The sequence below is a fragment of the Achromobacter ruhlandii genome (genome assembly GCF_902859695.1).
Lineage (GTDB): Bacteria > Pseudomonadota > Gammaproteobacteria > Burkholderiales > Burkholderiaceae_B > Achromobacter > Achromobacter ruhlandii.
Genome location: NZ_CADIJL010000043.1, coordinates 1 through 21045, shown reverse-complemented (window position 1 = coordinate 21045; position 21045 = coordinate 1). Strand labels below are relative to the sequence as shown.

Sequence of the window (21045 nt, the reverse complement as noted above, 5' to 3'; positions counted from 1 at the left end):
CTTCCCAGACTGTATTGCGGGCGCGGCGCGACAGCCGCAACCCTCGGTAACTCGGCATTACACCTTGCCGCCGGTTCCGAGGCCGTCCCGGGCTGACAGGCGTCGCCTGCCCGGAACTCAGCGCGGCACGTCGACGCTTTCGCGCGCCAGCCCCAACGCCGTCAGCGCCTCGGGCTTGTCCACCAGCACGCACTGCTTGCCGGTGCGGGTGCAGTGGTCCTTGACGCGCCAATAGGCGCCGTGACTGACGCAGCCGGTCTGGCAGATCACCAGGTCGGCCGCCACCAGGCTGGCTTCGAGCGTGTCGCCGTCGCTGCTTTCGCCGCCGCAATGGCCGAGGTAGCGTCCGCCAGCCATTTCCACCACCTTGCGCGTCAGCATCAGGGCCATGGCGTCCTCGCCCACGCACAACACCGATTTCTCGCGCAGCGTGGCCGCGGCGACGACGGCGGGCGCAACGGCCGGTTCGGCCGCGGAATCGAGCGGACGGTCGCGCGCCTGGACGGCGGCGCGGTCCTGCCACGCCAGGCGCTCGCGCATCAGGCCCTGCACCCGCTCCATCAACTGCGCCACGCGCCGCGCCAGCGCCACGCGCCTGGGCAGGCCGGGGATCGCGCCTTCGAGCGCGGCGCGGTCTTCACGCGCCCAGGCCAGCGCCGTATCGCGTTGGATCACCGCGGCGCGCAACTTGAATACCTCGGTTTCCAGGCACTGGATGCGTTGCGCCTGCGCGCTCAGGAGCCGGCTGCAGCGCGCCTGGGCCTGGCCGTAGGCGGCCAGCAGGGCCGCGTGCTCTCGGTGCAGTGAATTGGGGGCCTGGAAAGCTAGGGACATCGTGGGCCTCTCGGGATGGCGGGCAACGCGGCGCCCGCACGCGCGGGCACCGTTCGGCATGCGAGGCATTATAAATGAGAATGCGTCTGGTTACTTATGTATCGATATGCCCCGCCGAGGCTCCGGGAAATCCATTACTGACGGCCCCGGATCGCTTAAATATGGTCGACAGACCATACCGGCACACAAGCCCGCCCGGGCTTGATCAGACGCCCATTCAGGACGCTCGCGCCTTGCCTGTTCCTGGCCCGGCAGCCGCCTGGCCGCGGATTCAATGAAGTGAGGGGCACCCGATGCCGCAACCCACCGAACTTCTGCGCGATATCCACGAAACCAATCTCATGTATCTGCTGCTGCTGCAGCGGATGGCTCGCACCGGCAACCTGCCGGCGCTGGCCGGCATGCAGATATCGGCCCAGGCCTGCCGCTGGCTGGCCGACCTGAAACCCGACGACCTGGCAAGGCTGTCCCGATGCAGCGTGGTGCTGGCCCAGTTGACCCTGGACCCGCGCCTGCTGCTGGCGGCGCTCAGCCAGGGCATCGATGCGACCCTGGCGACCGAGGCGACGGCGCCGGCCTTCCGGACCCCGGCCTAGCTAGCTTCCGATGGCGGCGTGGCCGGCCCGCTCTCGGGCCGTATGGCAGACCACGCACAGCTTGTTGCCGTCGGGGTCGCGGAAATACGCGCCGTAGTAATCGGCGTGATAGCGCGGCCGCAGCCCCGGGGGGCCTTCGCAGCGGCCGCCGTGTGCCAGCGCCAACGCATGGCAGCGGTCCACGGTGGCGCGGTCAGCGGCCAGGAACGCTGTCATCTGGCCATTGCCCGACGTGGCGGGCGCGCCATCGAGTGGCGCGCCGATCACCAGCAGCGGTCGACCGCCGCCCGCCGGCTGCCAACCGGCCCAGGGCCGCTCGCGCTCGAAAAAGCGCGGCTCAAGCCCCAGCGCATCCGCCAGAGCGGAATAAAAGGCGTAGGCGCGATCGAAATCGCCGACGCCAAGGCAGACATGCGAGAACATCAGCGGCCTCCGCAGTGAATCACAGCCCCGATTATGACGCGCCCCGCCCCACCGCCGACGCCTGCGGCGGGCGCGCGGTGCGCCAGTACAGCGCCGCGCTGATCGCCAGCGCCAAGGCCAGCAGGCTGCCGGCCATCGCCGCCACGCCGGGCCAGCCGCCACCAGTCCAGAACTGGCCGCCCAGCGCCCCCAGCACACTGGAGCCAACGTAGTACACCAGCAGGTAGAGCGAGGCCGCCAGCGCCTTGTAGCCGCGCGACATCTGGCCGACCCAGCCGCTGGCCACCGCGTGCGCGGCGAAAAAGCCGAAGGTGAACACCACGATGCCGCCGATCAGCACGGGCAAGGCCTCCGACAGCGTCAGCAACAGCCCCGCCAGCGCCAGGCCGGTGGCCGCCGCCAGCATCGCGCCGCGTCCGTGCCGGTCCGCCAGGCGGCCGAAATAGGTCGAGGCGAAGATGCCCACCAGATACACCACGAAGATGAAGCCGATGAAGGTCTGGCTCAGCGAGAACGGCGGCGCCAGCAGGCGGAAGCCGACGTAGTTGTAGACCGTGACGAATGCGCCCATCAGCAGGCCGCCCATGGCGAACAGGCCGCACAGCGGGCCGTTGCGCAAGTGGGCGCCGATGCCCGCGCGCACGTCGCCCGCCACCCCGGCCCAGCCACGCGAGCGCCGCGGCGTGAAACGGCGCGACGCCGGCAGCAGCCACACAAACAGCAGCGCCGCGGCGATGCCCAGCAGGCCCAGCGTGCCGAGCGCCGCGCGCCAGCCGAAATGATCCGACACCAGGCCGGTGATCACCCGCCCCGACAGCCCGCCGAAGGCACTGCCGCTGATGTAGAGCCCCATCACGAAGCCGAGCGTGTCGGGCTCCACCTCTTCGGCCAGATAGGCCATGGCCACGGCCGGCACCCCGCCCATGGCCACGCCCTGCAAGGCCCGCAGCACCAGCAGGCTGTGCCAGTCGGGCGCCACCGCCGCCGCCGTGCCCAGCACGGCCGAGGCGAACAGCGATAGCGCCATGATGCGCTTGCGCGGGAGCGCCTGCGAGAACAACCCCACCAGGAAGATCGCCACGGCCAGCAGGCCGGTACAGAGCGACAGCACCAGGCTGCTCTGCGCCGGCGACACGCCGAAGCCGTGTGTGAACAGCGGCATCAACGGCTGCACGCAGTACAGCAGCGAAAAGGTGGAAAAGCCCGCGGCGAACAAGGCCCATTGGGCGCGACGCAACGCTGGCGTGCCGCGCGCCAGGTAGTCGGCCTGCGGCGCGGCGGTCGGGGCGGAGGGGGAAACGGCTGAGGCGGAAGACATCGGGATTCTCGAAAAAGCGGCGGGCAATGGCCCGTGCGACCAAGGTAGACTTTTCCCCTGCATATGTCCAATATATGAAACCGGCACTCGCTATATTTATTAACGATGGAACTGAGACACCTGCGCTATTTCACCGTGGTCGCCGACGAGCTGCATTTCACCCGCGCCGCCGCGCGGCTGGGCATCGGCCAGCCGCCGCTCAGCCAGCAGATCCAGCAGCTGGAGCGCGAGATCGGCACGCCGCTGTTCCTGCGCCTGCCGCGCGGCGTCGAATTGACAGAGGCCGGCGCCCAGTTCCTGGAGGACGCGCGCGCCATCCTGGCCAGCGCCGACCGCGCCATCGATACCGCGCGCCGTCTCGGGCGCGGCGAACATGGCGCCATCACCGTGGGATTCACCGCGTCGGCCGTGTTCCATCCGTATCTGCCGCGCGCCATCCGCGCTTTCCGCGACCGCTATCCCGACGTGCGCATCAGCCTGACCGAAAGCAATACCGTCAGCCTGCTGCGCGGGCTGCGCGAAAACCAGGTGGACGTGGCGTTCGTGCGGCCGCCCTACGTGCTGGACCCGGAGTTCGAAACCGAACGCGTGCTGGACGAGCCGATGCTTATCGCCCTGCCCCCCGACCATCCGCTCAGCCGCAAGCGCAGCGTGCCCATCGCGGCGCTGGCCGACCAGGATTTCGTGCTCTATCCCCGCCCCATCGGCGCCGGCCTGTACGATGCGATCCAGAACGCCTGCCTGCGCGCCGGTTTCTCGCCCCGCGTGATCCAGGAGGCGCCGCAGATGGCCTCCATCGTCAGCCTGGTGGCCGCCGGCGTCGGCATCTCGATCGTGCCCGCGGCCATGCGCCACATGGGCGCCCAGGGCATCGAGTACCGGCCCATCAAGGGCGACGCGCCGCATGCCCTGCTGGATATGGCCTACCGCCGCCACGACCGATCCATCGCCGCGCGCAACGCGGTCCAGATGCTGCGCGCGCTGGCCCATCCGGAAGCGGCGGGATGACAGGTGCAAGCCCCGGCCCCGAGCGGGAAAAGGGCCTGGTATCGGCCTGTCGCGTTTGTCACCTTCTGTAAACCCGACGGCTGCCGCCGCCTGTAAATTGTCGCGCTATCGCCTCGCCACTCCCCCGCGAAAGGGGGACGGCCGGCGCAACCCGCTCAAAGGTGCACACGTGCAACGTACTCTCCTGGCTGTGGCCATCGCCACGCTTCCCGGTCTGGCCGCGGCCGCCGGACTGGCCTCCTCCATCAACGCCGTCACGGTCTACCAGGATCGCGCCGTGGTCACCCGCGCCGCCAGCAGCGAACTGGCGGCCGGCGAGCACGAACTGGTGCTGGAAAAGCTGCCGGCCAGCCTGCAGGAGAACTCGCTGCAGGTCTCGGCCAAAAGCAGCGGCCAGGCCACCTTGCTGGACGTGCGGGTGCGCGACGCTTTCCAGGCCGATACGGCCAACGACCGCGTCAAGCAGCTGGAAGAACAGATCCGCAAGCTCCAAGGCCAGCAATCCGCGCTCGAGGACGAGGCGGCGGTGCTGGACAACCAGCGCGAACTGGTGGCGATGATGCAGCGAGGCGCCACCGAACCGGCCAAGGACGGCCCGCGCCCGACGCTGGAAGAACTGAAGGCGATCCAGTCGCTCAGCGCCGACACGCTCAGCCGCGTGCTGGCCGGCCTGCGGCATGTCGCCGAGCAGCGCGAGGACCTGGAGCGCCAGTTGTCGGCCGCGCAGGGCGAATTGGGCCGGTTGCAGGGCCAGATCAATCGCCGCACCAAGACCGTGACGCTGCGCGTCAACCTGGCGCGCGCCGGCAAGCTCGACCTGAACGTTTCGTACGCGGTGGCCGGGGCGCGCTGGACGCCCGCCTACGACGCGCGCCTGCGCCCCGCCGATCGCAGCGTCGACCTGGGCTACTTCGGCGTCATCCGCCAGAACAGCGGCGAGGACTGGAACAACGTCAAGCTGACGCTGTCGACCGCACGCCCGGCCCTGGGCGGCGGCGCGCCCAAGCTGACTCCGTGGATCATCGACGTGGCGGCCCCGCCGTCACCCATCATGCCGATGCCGGCAGCGGCGCCAGCGCCGGTCGCACGCAGCGATTCGCGTGTGCGCATGAGCCCGAAAGCCAGCGCCGAAATGGCAGCCGGCGACGCGGCGTATGCGCTGGAGGACGTGAAGGAATCGACCGCCGCCGTGCAGGCCGAGGCCACCAGCGCTTCGTTCCAGATCCGCGCGCCGGCCACGCTGCCGTCGGACAACAGCGCGCAGCGCGTCGCCATCACCACCGCCAAGCTGCCCGCCACGCTGCAATACCAATCGACGCCGGCGCTGCGCGAGGCCGCTTTCCTGACCGCCCTGGCCAGCAACGGCACCGACTACCCGTTCCTGGCGGGCACGCTCAACACCTTCCTGGATGACGCCTTCGTCGCCGCCTCTTCCATGAAGACGGTGATGCCCGGCGAAAAACTCGAACTGGCGCTGGGCGCGGACGACGGCATCTCGATCAAGCGCCAGCTGGTCAATCGCTTTACCGAAAGCACCGGCTTCTCCGGCAACGGCAAGCGCGTGACCTACGAGTACAAGATCACCGTCAAGAACAACAAGACCACCAAGGAGCAGGTCACCTTCAAGGACCGCCTGCCGATCTCGCGCAACGAGAAGATCGAGGTCAAGCTGCTGTCGCCCGCCGAGCGCGACATCAAGCGCGAGGATGACGGCGTGCTGGTCTGGAATTGGGACATGGAACCCGGCAAGTCGCGCGACGTGGTGCTGAAGTTCTCGATCGACTATCCGGGCAATATCGACGTGTCCGGCATCTGACGCATCGCCCTGCCGCCGGCTGGCCTCACTGCCGGCGGCAGAAGGCGATGAACTCGTCCGGCGATAGCGGCATCGAGATGCCGTAGCCTTGCGCCACGGTGCACCCCAGCTCGCGCAGCAGCTGGATATCGCGTTCCTGCTCGACCCCTTCGGCCACCACGCGCCGGCCCAGCGCGCGGCCCATTTCGATGGCCGCGGCCACCACCGCGCGCGACGCCGGCTCGCGATGCATGTGGACGATGAAATCGCGGTCGATCTTCAACTCGGTGAACGGCATCGCCGAGAACAGGCGCATCGAGGCGATGCCCGCGCCGAAGTCGTCCATGGCCAGCTCGAATCCCCGCACCCGCAACAGGTTCAGCGCCGACGACAAGGCCAGCCAGTCGGTCACCGGCTCGTCCTCGGTCAGCTCCACTTTGACCAGGCGCGCCGGCAGGCCGGCCCGGGCCACGCGCTGCTCCAGGTCGCCCGGCAGGCCGGGCGCGCACAGCGTCGAGGCCGACGCGTTGATGGCGATCGGGACCGCGATGCCCTCCGCATGCATGCGCACCTGGACTTCGATCACACAATCCGCGACGCGGTTGAACAGAATCTGGTCCATGCCCAGCCGATGCGCCGCCGGGACGAAATCGACGGCGGGGATGGCGCCCAGCTTCGGATGATGCCAACGCGACAGCGCCTCGGCCGCCACCGCGCGCCGCGAGTCCAGGTCCACCTGCGGTTGCAGGACCACGCTCATGCCCTCGCCCGACGTCAGCGCATGGCCGAGTACGGCCTCGATTTCGTCGCGCCGCACGACCGTCTGGCGCGGCGAGGCCGTGTCGTCGTCCAGGCTGTGCAGGGCCGCCTTGATGGCATGCTGCATGGCCGAGCGCGACACCGGCTTGGACAGGGCCTGCGCCGACGGGCAGCCGCCCTGCAACGCCAGCCGCACGTGCGACTGCAGCAGTTCATCGGAAAGGCTGCTGATCCAGATGATGGGCGGCATGCGCTTGAGGCGGCCGGCGTCCACCATCTGGCGCAATTCGTTGGGCAGGCGGGTGCCGTCGCCCTCGCCCATGACAATGTCGCTGATCACCACGTCATAGGATTGACGCGCCAGCGCGCCCACCGCCTCGGTGCTGCTGCCCACGCCCGCCACCCGCCGGTAGCCCAGCGCCAGCAGCAGGTTCTGCAGGTAGGCCCGTTCCACGGGGTGGTCTTCCACGAGAAGGATCCGTCGACTGGCACCGGCATCGGTTTTGGGCATCGTGCGCGTCCTCGGGGTGTCGGCATGTAGCTCAATGCTAAGGCATGTTCCCCCGACTGTACGCCACCCAGGACGGGCTAGGCCCGATTTCGGCGGGGCTGCCGCCGATCGGCCTAGGGCCCGGGGGACATCGCCCGGACGGACGAGGCGCGCCGGTGCGATAATGGCGGTCTTTCCCGAATCCATGGCACGGAGCTTCCCTTGACCCGCATTGACGATCCCCTGCACGACCGCGAGGTCGGCGCGGCCGACGCCACCCAGGACAACACCCGCACGGACGATACCCGCATCAGCGCGGTGCGGCCCCTGATTTCGCCCGCCCTGCTGCAGGACGAACTGCCCGTCTCGGCCGAGATCCAGACGCTGGTCGAAGACAGCCGCGCCCGCATCGCCGACGTGCTGCATGGCCGCGACGACCGCCTGGTGCTGGTGGTCGGCCCCTGCTCCATCCACGACCATGGCCAGGCCATGGAATACGCGCGCCAGCTGCGCGCCGCCGCCGACCAGTACCGCGACGACCTGCTGATCGTGATGCGCGTGTATTTCGAGAAGCCGCGCACCACCGTGGGCTGGAAGGGCTACATCAACGACCCGCGCCTGGACGGCAGCTTCCGCATCAACGAAGGCCTGCGCCGCGCCCGCGAACTGCTGCTGGACATCAGCGGCCTGGGCCTGCCGATCGCCACCGAATTCCTCGACCTGCTCAGCCCGCAGTACATCGCCGACCTGATCGCCTGGGGCGCCATCGGCGCGCGCACCACCGAAAGCCCCAGCCACCGCCAGCTCAGCTCCGGCCTGAGCTGCCCGCTGGGTTTCAAGAACGGCACCGACGGCGGCGTGCAGATCGCGGCCGACGCCATCGTCGCCGCCAGCGCCAGGCACGCCTTCATGGGCATGACCAAGATGGGCATGGCCGCCATCTTCGAAACCCGCGGCAATGCGGACACCCACGTGATCCTGCGCGGCGGCAAGCAAGGCCCCAACTACGACGCGGCCAGCGTCGACGCCTGTTGCGCGGTGCTGCGCGCCGCCGGCCAGCGCGAGCAGGTCATGATCGACTGCTCGCACGCCAACTCCAACAAATCGCACCTGCGCCAGGTCGACGTGGCGCGCGACATCGCCGCCCAGTTGTCCCAGGGCGACACGCGCATCACCGGCGTGATGATCGAGAGCCATCTCGAAGAAGGCCGCCAGGACCTCAAACCCGGCCAGCCGCTGCGCCATGGCGTGTCGATCACCGACGCCTGCCTGGGCTGGGCCCAGACCCTGCCGGTGCTCGACATGCTGGCCCAGGCGGTGCGCCAGCGCCGCGCCAGGAACGGCGCCTGATGCCGTTCCCCGCCGCCGGCCGCCTGCCCGGGACGCCGGCGCGCACCGCTCCCCGGCGGTTCAGCTAGCGGTTCAGCGCATAAGGCGCCGGATCCATGTCCGGCGTCTCTCCCGTCACCAGGCAGGCCAGCAGCCTGCCCGTCACCGGCCCCAGCGTGAAGCCATGATGCGCGTGGCCAAAAGCCAGCCACAGGCCGGGATGGCGCGGCGCCGGGCCGATCACGGGACGCATGTCCGGCATGCACGGCCGGCAGCCCATCCACGGCGTTCTCTCGACCGCCGCGCCCAGTGGCAGCAACTGCCCGGCAAGCGCTCGCGTGCGCGCCACCTGCACCGGCGATGGCGGCGCGTCGCGCGCGGCGAACTCGGCGCCCGTGGTCAGGCGCAGGCCCAGCGTCATGGGCGACACCACGAAACCGCTGTCGATATCGGCCACCGGCCGCGACAACGCCGCGCCGTCCTCCAGCGCGAAATGCTGGTGGTAGCCGCGCTTGACCGCCATCGGCACGCGGTAGCCCAGCGGCCGCAGCACGTCGGGCGACCACGGCCCCAACGCCACCACCGCCTCGCGCGCCTCGATCGGCCCGGTCACGCCGCGCACGCGCCAGCCGCCGGCCACCGCCTCGAGGCTGCGCGCATCGCCCCGCGCCAGCGTGCCGCCACGCCGCTGGAACAGCGCCGCGTAGCCGCGCGCCACCGCGCCCGGATCCGACACGTTGACCGGATCGCGCCAGTGGATCGCGCCCACCAGGCGCGGCGACAGCGACGGTTCCAGGGCCGCCAGCGCCTGGCGGTCCAGCACCTGGTAGTCCAATCCATAATCCCCCAGCGCGGCGGCGTCGGCCGCGGCGCGGTCCAGGCTCTGCTGGCTGCGCATGCCGTCGATCCAGCCGTTGCGGCGGAACAGGTGGCCGATGCCGGCGGCGTCCTTGAGCGCGTCGTGTTCCGCCACGCTGCGCTCGATCAGCGGCAACATGGCGGCGGCCGCGCGCGCCAGGCGCGAAGGCGCCGAATGCCACCAATAGCGCAACAACCACGGCGCGATGCGCGGCAGGAAGCGCGGGTGGTAGCGCACGTCCGGGGCGCGGTTGCCGGCGTAGCGCAACAGGCTGCGCCAATCGCGCGGAAAGGCATAGGGAATGACGCTGGCGCGTTCGATCAGCCCGGCGTTGCCGTAGCTGGTTTCCTCGCCCGGGCCGCGCCGGTCCAGCAGCGTCACCGAGCGCCCGCGCGCCTGCAGGTGCAGCGCCGCGCTCACCCCGATGATGCCCGCGCCCAGGACGACCACGTCTGTTTTCATGCGCCGCATTCTGCGCCCGCGGATCGGGTTCGGCAAGCACCCGAGGCGGGCGTAGAATCTGTCGGCGCCCAAGGCCGGCCGATGGCGGCCCGCGCCCGACCGCGGCGCACTCGCGGAGCCTCGTCCCATGCCTGCCCTCGCCCCCCTGCAACCCGTCACCCTGGAAGGCGCGATCGTACGCCTGGAACCCTTGTCGGCGGCCCACGCCGGCCCGCTGGCCGAGGTCGGCCTGCATCCCGAACTGTGGCGGCTGCAACCCGAGCCGGTCGACAGCGCCGACGACATGCGCCGCTATGTCGAGCGCGCGCTGGCCGGCCAGGCGGCGGGCGCCTGCCTGCCCTTTGCCATCGTGCGGCGCGATGACGGCCAGGTAATCGGCACCACGCGTTATATGGATATCGCGTTGGCACACAGGCGGCTGGAGATCGGCGCCACCTGGCTCACCCCCGCCAGCCAGCGCAGCGGCGCCAACACCGAGGCGAAATTCCTTTTATTGCAGCACGCCTTTGAAACAATTGGTATCATGCGAGTCGTGTTCAAGACGGAGGCGGCCAATCTGCAATCGCGCCAGGCCATTCTCCGCATCGGCGGCGTCGAGGAAGGCGTGTTCCGCAAACACTTGATCGCGCAGTCCGGACGCACCCGCGACATGGTCTATTTCGCCATCCTCGACGAGGATTGGCCCACCGCCAAGGCGCGCCTGCTGGCGCGGCTGCGGCGCGCGCCCTGATCCGGCGCGGCGTTCGTTCTTTTTGTTTTCATCATGGCCGGCGCTCAAGTTCCCGCAACTGGAGGCCGTTAATGCGGTATCCGGGGCAAGCCCGCCATCGGCCCGCCCCGCTCATTTCAAGTCAGGTATGGATCGTTCTCCCCTCGCCCCGCCCGCGCCGGTCGGGCACAAGCGCCCCAGCATCTTCATCTACACCGAAGAACAACGGGGCAACCAACTGGTCGAATCGCCGGTCATCGGCATGCTGTCGGACGTGTCGGGCTCCGACAAGCTCGTCGTGGCGCAGGATCCCTTCAGCGGCATCAAGTTCATCTATCGCGTCGACCACGAAAGCAGCAACCTTGATGCCGCGGCGATCACCGAGCAGGACGAGTCCGCTTTCAATGGCAAGAACTCGGTCCAGATCAACGCCATCTCCTACAAGTTGGGAACCGCCGAGAACGCGATGAAGCTGCTGCGGGGCAAGAGCCAATGGATCCAGGACAAGGGCGCGGTGCTGTCGGTGCTGTTGCAGAACGCGGCAGCGCGCAAGACGCGCTTCGCCCCGCCCCGCATCGAGCGCGACCGCGTGCGCAAGGTGCCGCCGGGCGTGCCGGTGGAGTATTTGGAGACCGCGCCGGCGCCCTGATATCCGGCAAACGGTGCACAACTTTCGAAGCAATTTCTTATCCACAGTTTCTGTGGATAAGAAATCGGCAGACACACGATTGCTGGCCTTCGTGGCGCCATGACAGAGGCTGATCAATTTTTGATCAGGCCGCCATCCGTCACCCGCGGAGCGGCTGGCCGATTTCCTGGCATCACGCATTGCCGCGCCGCCGCAACGGCGATAATGATATTCTCCGCGAAAGCGCCGCGAGGGGATCACACTGCGGATGCAGCGTCCGGCCCCGCGCTTGCGCCAGGCGGACTCCTCCACACCAATAAGAAGCCTTAGCATGAAAGGAGCGGAAAGCGTGTTTGCCCTTGGAGCGCCTCGCGCGCAACCGCCAGCTCGTCCGGCCCCGTGACCATCATCATCGTCGACGATCACGGGGACTGGCGCGACACCATTGCCGAATTCATCCATGACCTCGGCCTGGGCGAGGCCATCCTCACAGCCGGCTCGCTGTCCGAACTGGATCAACTGCTGCTCAACGTCACGCCCGGCATCCTCGTGCTGGACGCCATGCTGCCCGATGGCGACGGCCTGGCGCGGGTCTCGCACCTGCGCACCACCTACCCCTCGATGGGCATCATCATGCTCACCGGCCGCCTCTTGAGCGAAGACAAGGTATCCGGATTGAGCCTGGGCGCCGACCACTACCTGACCAAGCCAGTCAACCTGGCCGAACTGGGCGCGACCCTGGTGGCGCTGTCGCGGCGCCTGCGCGTCGTGCCGGCCGCCGATCCGGCCGCGCCGGCGGCGGAAATCTGGCGCTTCGATCCCGCCCGCCGCCTGCTGGTGTCGCCCAAACGCATCCAGGTGGACATCACCGATACCGAAAGCCGCCTGATCGGCGCGCTGGTCCAGGCCGCGCCGCTGCCCTTGTCGCGCGGCCGGCTGGTCGAGGCCCTGGGGGCCAGCGCCGAGGCCTACGACACCCATCGGCTGGATGCCCACATGCACCGCCTGCGCCGCAAGCTGCGCGCGCAAGCCGGCGGCGACATGGGCATCCGCACCGTCTATGGTGTCGGCTACGTCTGCACCATGCCAGTGCAGATCGTCGGCAACACCAAGCATTGAACCGATTGCCATGGCCCTGACCGTTCCCCGTCCTCGCCGTTCCGTCCTCTACATACCCGGCGCCAACGCGCGCGCGCTCGACAAGGCCCGTGGCCTCGATGCCGACACGCTGATCCTCGACCTGGAAGACGCCGTCGCGCCCGATGCCAAGGCGCTGGCGCGCGATCAGGTGGCGGCGGCGCTGCGCGCCGGCGGCTATGGCGGGCGCGAATGCGTGGTGCGCATCAACGCGCTGGACACTGCCTGGGGCCTGGACGACGTGCGCGCCATCGCGCGCGCGGGCGCCGACGCGGTGCTGCTGCCCAAGGTGCAGTCCGCGGCCGAGCTCGAATCGCTGGCGCGGGCGCTGGACGCGGCCGGCGCGCCCGCCGCGCTGCCCTTGTGGGCGATGGCCGAAACGCCGCTGGGCTTTCTGCGGCTGGACGCCATCGCCGGCGGTCATCCGCGGCTGGCCGCCATCGTGGTAGGCACCTCCGATCTGGTCAAGGACCTGCACGCGCGCCACACGCCCGAGCGCCACGAAACCCTGCTGGCGCGCTCGATGGCGGTGCTGGCGGCGCGCGCCCACGGCCTGGCGGTGCTGGACGGCGTACACCTGGACCTGGACGACGAGGCCGGCCTTGCCGCCGCCTGCCGCCAGGGACGCGACCAGGGCTTCGACGGCAAGACACTGATCCACCCCAGGCAGATCGCCGCCGCCAACGCGGCCTTCGCGCCCACCGAAAGCGAACTGGCCAGCGCGCGCAAGCGCCTGGACGCCTGGCGCGAGGCGCAGGCGGCCGGCCAGGGCGTGGCCGTGGTGGATGGCGCGCTGGTCGAAAACCTGCACGCGCGCGAGGCCGAGCGCCTGCTGGCGCTGGCCGCCGCCATCGCGGCGCGATCGGCCCCCGGCTGAACGTCGCCGCGCGCGGACGCCGGCCGGATCGCGGCGCGAGGCGGGCAGTGACGCGCGCGTCCAGCTACAATAGCGGCCGCGATCGGTTGGGCATCCGCCCCATCCGCCTGCCGCGCCCGGCGCGGTCCGCGTGTCGCGCCGCCGGCGCGTCGCCTCTCCGGTTCCTCTTTTTTGGCCGCAACCTGTGGCGGGAGCCTTGTCGCGCGTACGTCGCGCATCCCTTCGCGCGCCCCTGTCGCGCCACCCCAGCCACACGATTCATGATCCGCTTCCAACAAGTTTCACTCATGCGCGGCGTCAAGCCCTTGTTCGACAAGGTCGACCTGCTGCTGAACCCCGGCGACAAGATCGGCCTGATCGGCGCCAATGGCGCCGGCAAGTCGAGCCTGTTCGGCCTGCTGCGCGGCACGCTGCACGCCGACCAGGGCGACCTGGACTATCCCGCCAGCTGGCGCATGGCTTACGTGGCGCAGGAAACGCCGGCCCTGGACCGCCCCGCCATCGAGTACGCCATTGACGGCGATGTCACGCTGCGCAAGCTCGAAGCCGAACTGGCCGCGCTGGAAGCGGAGCCCGAGAGCGCCGAGAACGGCCTGCGCATGGCCGACATCTACGCCGCGCTGGCCGACGCCGACGCCTACACCGTGCATTCGCGCGCCGAACAGCTGCTGACCGGCCTGGGCTTCACGCAGGCGCAGATGCAGCTGCCGCTGACCAGTTTCTCGGGCGGCTGGCGCATGCGCCTGAACCTGGCCCAGGCCCTGATGTGCCCGTCCGACCTGCTGCTGCTGGACGAACCCACCAACCACCTGGATCTGGACGCCATCATCTGGCTGGAAGACTGGCTCAAGCGCTATCCGGGCACGCTCATCGTGATCTCGCACGACCGCGACTTCCTGGACGGCGTGGTCAACGTCATCGTCCACATCGACGAGCGCAAGCTCAAGCGCTACTCGGGCAACTACTCGTCGTTCGAGCGCCAGCGCGCCGCCCAGCTGGAACTGGCGCAGGGCATGATGGAAAAGCAGATGCGCCAGCGCGCGCACCTGCAGTCGTTCATCGACCGCTTCAAGGCCCAGGCCAGCAAGGCGCGCCAGGCGCAGAGCCGCATCAAGGCGCTGGCCCGCATGGAAGAAGTGGCGCCGCTGCGCGCCGCCGCCGAGTTCTCGTTCGAATTCCGCGAACCGCTGCGCGCGCCCAATCCGCTCCTGACGATGGACAAGGTCAGCGCCGGCTACCGCAACACCGACGAGGATAGTGGCGTCACGTCCGACAAGATCATCGTGTCGGGCATCGACTTCTCGCTGCAGGCGGGCCAGCGCCTGGGCCTGCTGGGCATCAACGGCGCCGGCAAGTCGACCTTCATCAAGACCATCGCCGGCGAGCTGCAATCGCTGGCGGGCGAGACGCAGTTCAACAAGGGTCTGTCGATCGGCTACTTCGCCCAGCACCAGGTCGAGATGCTGCGCCATGACGAATCGCCGCTGTGGCACATGACCAAGATCGCGCCCACGGTGCGCGAGCAGGAACTGCGCAATTTCCTGGGCAGCTTCAATTTCAACGGCGCCATGGCCACCAGTTCGATCGCGCCGTTCTCGGGCGGCGAGAAAGCGCGCCTGGCGCTGGCGCTGATCGTCTGGCAGCGCCCCAACCTGCTGCTGCTGGACGAGCCCACCAACCACCTGGACCTGGAAACCCGCGAGGCGCTGACCACCGCGCTGGCGCAGTTCGAAGGCACGCTGGTGCTGGTGTCGCACGACCGCCACCTGCTGCGCGCCACCACCGACCAGTTCATCATCGTGGCCGACGGCCGCTTCAGTCCGTTCGACGGCGACCTGGACGACTACAAGGACTGGCTCTACAAGACCAAGCTGTCGGCCAAGGCCGCGGCCTGACCGCGCGCGCCGAACCGGCATAGAATCTCAGGCATGTCCCGCCGCGCCGGCGGCGGCGCTCAGTGGGGCGGCCCTTGCGGGCGGCCCGCCCTCCTTCCCTGGGAGCCCATGGACAGTCTCAGCCAGCTTCTGTCGGCCGTCGAACCCGCGGGCACGGTGGACCTGCTGTGCCGCTACGGCGGCCGTTGGCGCGCCGATCATCCGCAGGCGCCGGCCGGCCACGTGCCTTATCACGTCATTCTGCAAGGCGAAGGCGTGGCCCGCGTCGGCCGCGACGAACTGGCGCTGCGGACCGGCGACATCCTGCTGCTGCCGCACGGCGCCTCGCACCTGCTGCGCGGCATCGACGAGCGCGCGCCGACCGCCGCCGCGCCGCCCGACATCCGCCACAACGGCGTCCTGACCGAACTGACCCAGGAGGGCGCGGGTCCGGGCCTGGAAATGCTGTGCGGCGTGTTCACGCTGGGCCGCGCCGGCAGCCTGCTGCTGATGGCGCTGCCGCAGGCGATGGTGCTGCGCGCCGCCACCCTGGGCGACAACACCGCGCTGGCCGCGCTGCTGGCGCTGATGCGGGCCGAGGCCGGACAGCCCCGGCTGGGCGGCGCGGCCATCATCAACCAGCTATCGACCGCCCTCTTCACGCTGGTGCTGCGCGCGCTGGTGCACGACGGCCGGCAGACGCGCGGCCTGCTGGCGCTGATGGCCGATCCCAGGCTGGCGCCGGCCGTGCAATCCATGCTGCGGTCCCCCTGCGAACCGTGGACACTGGCGACGCTGGCCCAACGCTGCCATTTGTCGCGCGCGACCTTCGCCCGCCAGTTCGTGCGCGCCAGCGGCCTGACACCGCTGCGTCTGCTGACCGCGATTCGCATGGAGCATGCGGCGCGCCAGCTGGAGCGGCTGAAGGAATCCGTGGCGCGCGTTGCCGCCGGCATCGGCTACCAATCGGAGGCCGCCTTTGCCCGCGCCTTCAAGCAGCACTTCGGGGTTGGGCCGGGCACGTATCGGCGCCATGGCGCCGCGCCGGCAGGCGCGCCCGCCGCCATTGCCGACCCGCCGGCCCGGGCGCGCGCCTAGCGGGGCAAGATAGCGGTCGGCGCCGTGGTCCATTGGCGGCCGGACGCGTTACAATCCCGCGAATTGCACGTCCGGGCGCGATCTTCGACGCCACCTTCAACGGCACCCCGGGCGCGACAACCTCCAACCACGTCCCGCTGCAGGCGGGACGCGTTTTTTAGCGCTCCTAGATGCCGATCAAAGACCAACTTTTCCTCGCCAGCCAGTACCTTGCGCCGCATCACCTGGTGTCGCGTTTCTTCGGATACGCCTCGGACTGCCGGGAACCCGCGGTCAAGAACTGGATGATCTCGCGCTTCGTGCGCAAGTATGGCGTGGACATGCGCGAAGCCGAGCAGGAAGACGCGCTGGCCTATGATTGCTTCAACGATTTTTTCACCCGCGCCCTCAAGCCGGACGCCCGGCCGCTGGACGATGAACCCGGCGGCGTGCTGTGCCCGGCGGACGGCGCCATCAGCCAGATGGGCGCCATCGAGCATGGCCGCATCTTCCAGGCCAAGGGCCACAGCTATGGCCTGGCCGACCTGCTGGGCGGCGACAGCGAGCGCGCCGCGCCGTTCCAGGGCGGCGAATTCGCCACCATCTACCTGTCGCCCAAGGACTACCACCGTGTGCACATGCCGGTGGCAGGCACATTGCGCGAAATGATCCACGTGCCGGGCCGCCTGTTCTCGGTCAATCCGCTGACGGCGCGCAACGTGCCGCGCCTGTTCGCCCGCAACGAACGCGTGGTCTGCATTTTCGACACCGAGCACGGCCCCATGGCCCTGGTGCTGGTCGGCGCCATGATCGTCGCCTCGATCGAAACCGTCTGGGCCGGGCTGGTCACGCCGTACAAGCGGCGCGTCAAGGCCGTGCGCTACGACGACGCGGCGCGCGCGCCGATCCAGCTCGCCAAGGGCGCCGAGATGGGCCGCTTCAAGCTGGGCTCGACCGCCATCGTGCTGTTTGGCCCGGGCAAGGTGCGCTGGGCCGATACGCCCTCGGTGCGCGGCCCGGTGCGCATGGGCGAATTGCTGGCGTTGCCACGCGGCTAGCGCGGCGGCGCCACGGCCGGTTGCGGCGGGTTCTTTTCGACGAAGCGCCGCAGATCGGCCGCTGTCTCCTGGCCAGGCGGCGGCAACCCCTGCAGGAACCCTTCGGCGCCCGGGCGCGCCGCGGACGGTTGCAGATACACTTCGCCGCCGGGCAGGAACACCGCCCAGATGTAGCCGTCGTGGAATGGCTCGAAAGGCAGGATGGGCGCATCGCGGCTGATCATCTGCTTCTCACCGCGCTCAAACATGGTGTCCGTGCGCCATTCAACCCGCATCGTCATGCCCGGCTTCCACTGCGTAGGGATTGACACGCAGCAGGTGCCCGACGTGTAGGCGTGCCCCCGGACGCCGGCGGCCCAGCCTTGATTGATATACACGGGCGCCACGCCTTCACTCAGGTAATTGATGATACCGAGCCGCACACCCAGCGTCTCGGGAATGGGCTCGGCGTGGGCCCTTGCGCAAGTGGCCGCCAGCAACGGGGCCAGCAGAAAAAGACCCAGGATCAGGCGGCCGCCTGATCGAAGCCGGTCAGCAAGCATGAACAGGCCGGAGCGCGGATTCGTTGACATTCGCATGGCTAAAACCGGGGCAAGGCGTTGAAATTCATTGGCATGTTCTGCAAGGCCCGCTGCGTTTCCTCGCGTTCCTTCTGCGCTTCGCGTTGTGCCCGCACCTGGGGATTGGCGTAGACCGACCGCCAACGCAGATAGCCCCACTGCCAATAGAACTCCCGCCCGTCCGATTGCAGCACCAGATCATTCGCATTGGCACGGTAGCGCGCCAATTCGGCCTGTTCCTGTTTGTTGGGCCGCGCGATCAGGGCCAGGTCCGGCCGGCCGATGGCGACATATTCTTCCGCCTCTTTCTCGCGCTTTTCCAGCTGCTTGATACGGTCCTGTTGAATCGCGATCCAGACATCATCGTCCTTGCCCAGTGGCTTGAACCAGGCCCGGGAATCATGCACGAAGTTATCCAGCAAATCGATTACCGCGGCGGCGGGCCTGCCCGGCAGGTTCCAGACCGTGCGAAGCTGCTCGAGCCACATCTTCTCCTTGTTCCCCCGCAGCATCATCATGATGCCGTCATAAATGCGGGCCCCTTCGCCACCCGGAGCGGACATGGTCATCGGCGTCGTGGCGCGCTCCAAGGCATTGTCCATGGTCAGCTTGCGAACTTCCAGCAGGAGTTCATCATTGGCCCTTACCAGGTCTTCGTAGTCCTGCGGGTAGTTTGCCCTGGCCCGCAGCGCGCTGGGCGTGGCGCCGATCCACTCGGGACCGCGCTCGGCGCGCAGACGCCGCCAGCGCAAATACTGCACATAGTGGTTGTACAGGATGCGCGTGGAAGATGTCTGCTTCAGTGAAATTTCGCGGGTTGCCTCCACGTAGGCATTAAAAGCCGCCCGCAGTTCGGCCGACACCTGGAATTGGCTTTGGAATTCGGCGGGGGCAAGGTGCAGCCGCAACGGAACACCCGCCTGCACCGCCTCTCGATACATATCGCACAATGGAATCTGAGACAGCTTGTCGCTGTCCTTGGTGCCGCGTCCTTGCTCCCCCGGCTTGTAGCCGCCGCCGACGTCCGAGTGCACGCCCGGGTAGACGATTTCCTCGTAGTTCGCCCCATCGATCAGATCCAGCGGAAAGGACCCGCGCACCTCGTGCGCGCCGACCATATGGACGCAGCGCGATACTGCGTTGGGGATCTCCATGTCCTTCTTGCGCGCCCAGGCGCCGTGTCCGTCCCACACCTGCTCGCTCACGCTCTGCGCGATGCCGGCGGACGCGACCGTGTCGAAAATTCCCATGAAATCAAGGTCCACCTTGATGCCCGCCAGGCGCAGCACGCCATCGCCGCGGGGGGAATAGAACGATATGCCCTCCGGTGGATCGCAGGCGTCCTTGAGCCAGTTGGCGAACACCCGCGCCTCGGCCGCGCCTCGCGAAAAGCCGAAGATGGAGACCCGAATGCGCTCGATCTTCGGATTGGTGTCCAGGTAGCCGGTCAGCAGCGTCCGCAGATCCCGGTTGCGCCTTGACAGCACCGTGTAGCGGGCCACGTCCTTCGGTTCGGTGTTGTTGACCTTGCGCACCCGCAAAAGGGTATCCACGAAACCTTGCGTGCGCCGGGCCAGCACATCGGCCGTATCGCCTGGCTTCATTCCGGTATACGCGGCCAGCGGGATCTTGGCCGCCTTCGCCAGCTCTTCGATCTGCAGGCCTGACAACGATATGTCCGCGCTCATTTCCCGCACCAGCGTCGTCGCGCGCTGGCCCAGCGCATCGGTCAACGTCCTATTGGGTACGAAATGGCTATACAGATTATTCTGGAACTCCAGCAAGGCCCAGTTGATGCGCGCTTCCCCTCCCCAGCCGGCGGCGGCGCCGGCCTGCGCATGGGCCCCCGTGCCCGGGTCGCCCACCTTTTCGACGCAAGGCGTGCCCACCCCTTCGACATAGGTACGGAAACGGTGTTGCCGCGCGCTGTAGCTGGGATCGATCGTGTCGTCGAACACGGAATACAGGCGCGCCACATTGGTCTGCGTGTGATTGCCGGCCTTCTCCGACATATACATGTTGTTGCGCGTGCCATCGAAGAAGAAGCCGAAAAACAATTCGATCGAACAATCGGTGCCGGCCTTTTCACCCATGCGCTGGCAGGCCTTGCGTTGTTCGCGGAAATCCAGCTCCGAGGGAATCGGACGACAAGGCCCGGCGAATCGGAATTTGAAGGTCATGAGGACAGCTCCGTACTGGAATCGGCAAGCGCCGGTAGCGTGCTGACCGGCGCCAGCATGCCGTGGCGCCGCAACCGGGCGAAACCATGGCGGTACGCCAGCGCTTCGTTGTCCAGCCCGCGGCGCGCCAGGCGCCGCACGCCCTCCAGGATGCATTGGTACGCCGCCGATGGCGGGCAGGTCAACGCGCCGAACAACGGCGCGCGCAGTTGCACAAAGCGCAAGATGGCGTCCGGCAGCGCCAGCCATTGCAGATGGCGCTGCTGGTCCGCGGCGATCACATAAGGCTCGGCGCCGGCCTCCGGATCGAAGCGTTGATCACCGTCGACCCCCCGCCAGGCGCCCGAGCGATCCACGTATGACCAGCGTTCGATGCCCGCCAGCAAGCGGTGGCGTTGCGCCGGGGCGAATACTTCCAGGAGTGCGGCGAAGGAGCGTGTGTCGGCCAGACGCAGCAGATATGCCTTGCCCTCGGCGTTCACCGCCTCGATCTGCCGACCCAGGTGATCCGCCAATTGGTCGAACGACGCCGACGTGGTCAGCAGGCTCAGCATCGGCTTGCCCCGCGTCAGCTGCAAGAGTTTGTCGCACAACGGCGCGCGCAACGCCGGCACCCAGGGCAGCCGCAACAGGTACGGCGCCACCTGGTCCAGGCCTTCGCCCTGGTAGCGGCCGGCGTAAAGCGAGCGGTAGTCATCCGCATCCAGCCAGCGCGCCAGCCGTTCGGGCAGGCGCGCGGAGAAGACCGCGTCGAGCAAGACATATCGCTGCGGCCCGTCCGGGTGGTTCCAGGCCGCGTCGTACAGGGCGTGCGCCACCTCGGGCGCGGCCGGATCGATCCAGGTATCGCGATCCTCAAGCATTCTTCACCGTCATGGCGGAACCGCCCGCGGCCGCTTCCACCGCGCAACTGACGCAGACGCTCTGCGGAAACTGCGGGAAAGGATAAGGCAACTGGTCCGGCCCGGCGAACTGCTTGTTGCCGGTCTTGACGTCGATGCGGCCCGGCGCGGTGACGGTGATGTTGCCGCCTTCGAGCACGATGCTGGCGCCGGCCGCCGTGGCGATGCGG

19 protein-coding genes and 1 pseudogene are annotated in these 21045 nt (G+C 68.6%); 11 read left to right on the top strand and 9 right to left on the bottom strand.

All coding sequences use genetic code 11. From position 1 onward, the window contains the following. Positions 1 to 117: 117 nt before the first annotated feature. Positions 118 to 834, bottom strand: a complete 717-nt coding sequence (locus HV742_RS29040) for a DUF2325 domain-containing protein (protein WP_175147041.1) — start codon at positions 832 to 834, stop codon at positions 118 to 120. Positions 835 to 1127: 293 nt separating this feature from the next. On the opposite strand from HV742_RS29040, the gene HV742_RS29035 reads away from it, so the two are divergent. After that, positions 1128 to 1430, top strand: coding sequence for a flagellar transcriptional regulator FlhD (locus tag HV742_RS29035; protein WP_175147040.1), 303 nt, complete (start codon positions 1128 to 1130; stop codon positions 1428 to 1430). Here HV742_RS29035 and HV742_RS29030 read toward each other — a convergent pair whose 3' ends face one another. After that, a complete protein-coding gene (locus HV742_RS29030; RefSeq protein WP_175147039.1) occupies positions 1431 to 1853 on the bottom strand; it encodes a VOC family protein in 423 nt (140 codons plus the stop codon). Between the two features lie 31 nt (positions 1854 to 1884). Further along, positions 1885 to 3171 carry an MFS transporter gene (locus tag HV742_RS29025; protein WP_175147038.1) on the bottom strand — a complete coding sequence of 429 codons (1287 nt, stop codon included), beginning with the start codon at positions 3169 to 3171 and terminating at the stop codon, positions 1885 to 1887. Between the two features lie 105 nt (positions 3172 to 3276). Here HV742_RS29025 and HV742_RS29020 point away from each other — a divergent pair, with 105 nt between their 5' ends. After that, positions 3277 to 4179 carry a LysR family transcriptional regulator gene (locus HV742_RS29020; RefSeq protein WP_049073583.1) on the top strand — a complete coding sequence of 301 codons (903 nt, stop codon included), beginning with the start codon at positions 3277 to 3279 and terminating at the stop codon, positions 4177 to 4179. 169 nt (positions 4180 to 4348) lie between these two features. Continuing rightward, on the top strand, positions 4349 to 5995 hold the full coding sequence (locus tag HV742_RS29015; protein WP_254601292.1) for a mucoidy inhibitor MuiA family protein: 1647 nt from the start codon (positions 4349 to 4351) through the stop codon (positions 5993 to 5995). A 25-nt stretch (positions 5996 to 6020) separates the two neighbouring features. On the opposite strand, the gene HV742_RS29010 is transcribed toward HV742_RS29015, so the two are convergent. Further along, positions 6021 to 7202: an EAL domain-containing response regulator gene (locus HV742_RS29010; protein WP_496350042.1), complete on the bottom strand. Its 1182-nt coding sequence runs from the start codon at positions 7200 to 7202 to the stop codon at positions 6021 to 6023. Positions 7203 to 7445: 243 nt separating this feature from the next. Here HV742_RS29010 and HV742_RS29005 point away from each other — a divergent pair, with 243 nt between their 5' ends. Then, the gene (locus tag HV742_RS29005) at positions 7446 to 8573 is read left to right on the top strand and encodes a 3-deoxy-7-phosphoheptulonate synthase (protein WP_049073580.1); all 1128 of its coding nucleotides are present in this window, start codon (positions 7446 to 7448) and stop codon (positions 8571 to 8573) included. A 64-nt stretch (positions 8574 to 8637) separates the two neighbouring features. Here HV742_RS29005 and HV742_RS29000 read toward each other — a convergent pair whose 3' ends face one another. Further along, positions 8638 to 9873 carry an NAD(P)/FAD-dependent oxidoreductase gene (locus HV742_RS29000; protein WP_068950138.1) on the bottom strand — a complete coding sequence of 412 codons (1236 nt, stop codon included), beginning with the start codon at positions 9871 to 9873 and terminating at the stop codon, positions 8638 to 8640. A gap of 127 nt (positions 9874 to 10000) precedes the next feature. Between HV742_RS29000 and HV742_RS28995 the strand changes: the two genes are divergently transcribed. From HV742_RS28995 to asd, 7 genes are all read left to right on the top strand, one after another. Continuing rightward, on the top strand, positions 10001 to 10603 hold the full coding sequence (locus tag HV742_RS28995) for a GNAT family N-acetyltransferase (protein WP_049073578.1): 603 nt from the start codon (positions 10001 to 10003) through the stop codon (positions 10601 to 10603). A 127-nt stretch (positions 10604 to 10730) separates the two neighbouring features. Next, positions 10731 to 11231 (top strand): hypothetical protein, encoded by a 501-nt coding sequence (locus HV742_RS28990; protein ID WP_049073577.1) that lies wholly within the window; start codon positions 10731 to 10733, stop codon positions 11229 to 11231. A 378-nt stretch (positions 11232 to 11609) separates the two neighbouring features. Next, positions 11610 to 12329 carry a response regulator transcription factor gene (locus HV742_RS28985; RefSeq protein WP_175147036.1) on the top strand — a complete coding sequence of 240 codons (720 nt, stop codon included), beginning with the start codon at positions 11610 to 11612 and terminating at the stop codon, positions 12327 to 12329. Between the two features lie 10 nt (positions 12330 to 12339). Beyond that, complete coding sequence (locus HV742_RS28980; protein ID WP_175147035.1) at positions 12340 to 13224, top strand: HpcH/HpaI aldolase/citrate lyase family protein; 885 nt, start codon at positions 12340 to 12342, stop codon at positions 13222 to 13224. Between the two features lie 260 nt (positions 13225 to 13484). Continuing rightward, positions 13485 to 15119: an ATP-binding cassette domain-containing protein gene (locus tag HV742_RS28975; protein WP_054419566.1), complete on the top strand. Its 1635-nt coding sequence runs from the start codon at positions 13485 to 13487 to the stop codon at positions 15117 to 15119. Positions 15120 to 15227: 108 nt separating this feature from the next. Further along, positions 15228 to 16196, top strand: a complete 969-nt coding sequence (locus HV742_RS28970) for a cupin domain-containing protein (RefSeq protein WP_175147034.1) — start codon at positions 15228 to 15230, stop codon at positions 16194 to 16196. 170 nt (positions 16197 to 16366) lie between these two features. Further along, on the top strand, positions 16367 to 17233 hold the full coding sequence (gene asd / locus HV742_RS28965; RefSeq protein ID WP_049073572.1) for an archaetidylserine decarboxylase: 867 nt from the start codon (positions 16367 to 16369) through the stop codon (positions 17231 to 17233). Here asd and HV742_RS28960 read toward each other — a convergent pair. From HV742_RS28960 to HV742_RS28945, 4 genes and pseudogenes are all read right to left on the bottom strand, one after another. Next, positions 17230 to 17805: a DUF3304 domain-containing protein gene (locus HV742_RS28960; protein ID WP_157810515.1), complete on the bottom strand. Its 576-nt coding sequence runs from the start codon at positions 17803 to 17805 to the stop codon at positions 17230 to 17232. The two genes, asd and HV742_RS28960, sit on opposite strands and share 4 nt — an antisense overlap. 8 nt (positions 17806 to 17813) lie before the next feature. Further along, complete coding sequence (locus HV742_RS28955) at positions 17814 to 19973, bottom strand: T6SS phospholipase effector Tle1-like catalytic domain-containing protein (protein ID WP_175147033.1); 2160 nt, start codon at positions 19971 to 19973, stop codon at positions 17814 to 17816. Continuing rightward, positions 19970 to 20836: a DUF4123 domain-containing protein gene (locus HV742_RS28950; protein ID WP_175147032.1), complete on the bottom strand. Its 867-nt coding sequence runs from the start codon at positions 20834 to 20836 to the stop codon at positions 19970 to 19972. The genes HV742_RS28955 and HV742_RS28950 overlap by 4 nt, the downstream gene beginning before the upstream one ends. Continuing rightward, positions 20829 to 21045, bottom strand: a pseudogene (locus HV742_RS28945) (DUF2345 domain-containing protein); the annotation flags it as partial. The gene HV742_RS28950 and the pseudogene HV742_RS28945, both read right to left, overlap by 8 nt.

Coding starts and splice junctions, on each gene's coding strand:
- HV742_RS29040 (WP_175147041.1), bottom strand. CDS start 834: ATGTCCCTAGCTTTCCAGGCCCCCAATTCACTGCACCGAGAGCACGCG.
- HV742_RS29035 (WP_175147040.1), top strand. CDS start 1,128: ATGCCGCAACCCACCGAACTTCTGCGCGATATCCACGAAACCAATCTC.
- HV742_RS29030 (WP_175147039.1), bottom strand. CDS start 1,853: ATGTTCTCGCATGTCTGCCTTGGCGTCGGCGATTTCGATCGCGCCTAC.
- HV742_RS29025 (WP_175147038.1), bottom strand. CDS start 3,171: ATGTCTTCCGCCTCAGCCGTTTCCCCCTCCGCCCCGACCGCCGCGCCG.
- HV742_RS29020 (WP_049073583.1), top strand. CDS start 3,277: ATGGAACTGAGACACCTGCGCTATTTCACCGTGGTCGCCGACGAGCTG.
- HV742_RS29000 (WP_068950138.1), bottom strand. CDS start 9,873: ATGAAAACAGACGTGGTCGTCCTGGGCGCGGGCATCATCGGGGTGAGC.
- HV742_RS28995 (WP_049073578.1), top strand. CDS start 10,001: ATGCCTGCCCTCGCCCCCCTGCAACCCGTCACCCTGGAAGGCGCGATC.
- HV742_RS28990 (WP_049073577.1), top strand. CDS start 10,731: ATGGATCGTTCTCCCCTCGCCCCGCCCGCGCCGGTCGGGCACAAGCGC.
- HV742_RS28980 (WP_175147035.1), top strand. CDS start 12,340: ATGGCCCTGACCGTTCCCCGTCCTCGCCGTTCCGTCCTCTACATACCC.
- HV742_RS28975 (WP_054419566.1), top strand. CDS start 13,485: ATGATCCGCTTCCAACAAGTTTCACTCATGCGCGGCGTCAAGCCCTTG.
- HV742_RS28970 (WP_175147034.1), top strand. CDS start 15,228: ATGGACAGTCTCAGCCAGCTTCTGTCGGCCGTCGAACCCGCGGGCACG.
- asd (WP_049073572.1), top strand. CDS start 16,367: ATGCCGATCAAAGACCAACTTTTCCTCGCCAGCCAGTACCTTGCGCCG.
- HV742_RS28960 (WP_157810515.1), bottom strand. CDS start 17,805: ATGTCAACGAATCCGCGCTCCGGCCTGTTCATGCTTGCTGACCGGCTT.
- HV742_RS28955 (WP_175147033.1), bottom strand. CDS start 19,973: ATGACCTTCAAATTCCGATTCGCCGGGCCTTGTCGTCCGATTCCCTCG.
- HV742_RS28950 (WP_175147032.1), bottom strand. CDS start 20,836: ATGCTTGAGGATCGCGATACCTGGATCGATCCGGCCGCGCCCGAGGTG.